Raw genomic sequence first — 2,363 nt, 5'->3', positions numbered from 1 at the left:
CGCGATAGTTGGATTCTCGTGCTACCCGATGCAGGAGAACCTTTGATTCATCTCTGTGCCAACAGCGAAAACCGAGTCTGGGTGGATGAAATTTTGCGGGAATATCGCATCAAAGTTCAAGACTTTATTGACCAAGAGCAGGGAATGCAGGAAATTACAATGTCAGACGATCTCGAATAATGTTTGGGAGGATTCGTCTTGAGTCTATCGCTGATGTCATTACAGCCTCATGAACATGAGAGCATGTCACCGTCGCAGGCCCTCATCCCCCAGACCCGCTCTCTGTTCCCCTTGGTTCCCTGCAAACAAGGGATTAGGGAGCAGGGGAGCCGAGCCATCTCAAAGTCTCTCTTCCAAGTTGGCAGCAGGATTTAGGTTAAGGGCAAAAGTGACATGCACCCTATGAAAACTCTACTAGTTACCGGTGCCAGTGGATTTTTGGGGTGGCACTTGTGTCAAATAGCCCAGCAACAGTGGCGGGTTGTTGGCACTAGCTATCGTCATGGGTGTCAGGGGCTAGAAGTCCCGATCGTCGCCATTGACCTGACAGATACCCAGGCATTAACCACCCTATTTCACGAGGTGCAACCGGATGCCGTAATCCATACGGCAGCGCAGTCAAAACCCAATCTCTGTCAACTGGAGCCAGAGGCCGCCTATGCTATCAACGTGATGGCCTCTTGGCACATTGCTGACCTCTGTGCAGAGGCAGATATTCCCTGTGTATTCACCTCCAGTGAGTTGGTCTTTGACGGGTTGCATCCTCCCTATCGAGAAGATGACCCCGTGAACCCAGTGAATGTGTACGGTGAACAAAAGGTGCTAGCAGAACAGGGCATGTTGGCTCGTTACCCTAAAACAGCCGTATGTCGGATGCCGTTGATGTTTGGAGTAGCAACGCCAGCAGAAAGCTTTCTTCAGCCGTTTTTGCAGAAGCTGCGATCGGGTACTGAGCTAACGCTATTCATTGACGAAATCCGTACCCCCATTAGCGCGAGAGCAGCCTGCCATGGCCTACTGCTAGCCCTAGAAAAAGTCCAAGGCTACTTACACTTAGGGGGAAAGGAGCGCGTATCTCGCTATGAATTTGGACAGTTGCTGGTCGAGATTTTTAACCTCACGACAGCCAACATTAAGCCCTGCCGCCAAGCCGATGTACCCATGCCAGCACCCCGCCCTCCTGATGTTTCCATGGACAGTTCTCTGGCCTATAGCCTGGGCTATAACCCCGGTAATTTACGACAGGAACTAATAGCAGTCCGGCAGTCAATGTAACTCAAGTTACTGTCACTAGCAACCTTCCGAGCTGTCCCAATTCCTTGCATTGTTGATTCAGGCTGCTCGTAATCACGATTTGAGTTCTTGCTCTGAGCAGGTAGAGTCCCCGAAATGGCTAGTATAAAGTTGTTACACCAACTCTCCAAAAGCTGGTGATATAACCTACTGTTCGTAGCAAAGACTGACGTGTCTATTACAAACTATCCGTAGCCGTAATATGGGAGGTGATCGCTAGCTGGCTAGATTGCTGGCTGGATTGCTGATAATGGCAAACTTACCATCATGCTGCTCACCATGACGCTTTAGATGGCAACTACCCTGGAATCACCCTAGAAAAGATGCGCAATCTGAGGATTGTATGTTACTAAAGTTAAGTACGAGTTGGCTGATTACAGCCGCAAGTGCTAACATTCGTCAAATCCAGTGCAAAGAGACCCTGCAAATATGGATGACAACGCCATGAGCAATGCTGATGTGCCCGCCCCAGAAGCGGGTTGGTCTGCGCGATCTGTCGCTAACGCTGTGACCAGTGATGTGAACAATGGAGTATCTTCAGACCCCTCTCTAGGGGCTGCTCATGATGCGATCGACCTCTACACATCAAGTCAAGACCAGTTAACTAGTCAGCCCTCTTCATCATCGCCCCTCGTCAAAACAGAAATTCGCTTAGGGTCACTAGACGTATCTGAATCACTGGCTCGACTAGCTGATGTGCTAAAGGTAGACATTCCCCCCAATCCCCACGACCAAGCGGAGAACACCCTATCCTCTCAGGAAGCTACTGGCAACGGACAGGCTCAGCCCCATGATGGGCAGCTAACCGAGAGTTTAGCGGAACATCTGATGGCGATAGCTGCTCGTGCAGCGGCAGACCATGGGAAGCAACCTACAGCTAAGAATCAGGAACCATCACCCCATGATGGCACAGTAGATGCTCCTGACCAGCTATCTACCCTACAGCACCATCAGGATGTCCTAGAGCAACTTGCTCAGTTAGAAGCATTCTTGAACGACTGTCAAGCAATTTTGACAGCTTCGCCAGTGTCAGCACTGATGCAGCCTGGAGAGTCGTTGATAGCCACCGA

Annotated in this window: 3 protein-coding genes; all 3 read left to right on the top strand. The window is 50.4% G+C overall.

Going from position 1 to position 2,363, the window contains the following annotated elements; all coding sequences use genetic code 11:
- Positions 1–180, top strand: a 180-nt coding sequence (locus NZ772_17545) for a hypothetical protein (protein MCS6815361.1), incomplete at its 5' end; no start/stop codon positions are given.
- A gap of 222 nt (positions 181–402) precedes the next feature.
- Positions 403–1,275: an NAD(P)-dependent oxidoreductase gene (locus NZ772_17540; protein ID MCS6815360.1), complete on the top strand. Its 873-nt coding sequence runs from the start codon at positions 403–405 to the stop codon at positions 1,273–1,275.
- A 447-nt stretch (positions 1,276–1,722) separates the two neighbouring features.
- On the top strand, positions 1,723–2,363 hold a 641-nt coding region (locus tag NZ772_17535; protein MCS6815359.1), incomplete at its 3' end, for a hypothetical protein.

The organism is Cyanobacteriota bacterium, assembly GCA_025054735.1.
Taxonomy (GTDB): Bacteria; Cyanobacteriota; Cyanobacteriia; order SKYG9; family SKYG9; genus SKYG9.
Note: the sequence above shows the minus strand (reverse complement) of the source record. Positions and strands in the feature narration are given on the sequence as shown.

Excerpts from the sequence above, each read along its gene's own strand:
- NZ772_17540 (MCS6815360.1), top strand. The coding sequence starts at position 403 with ATGAAAACTCTACTAGTTACCGGTGCCAGTGGATTTTTGGGGTGGCAC.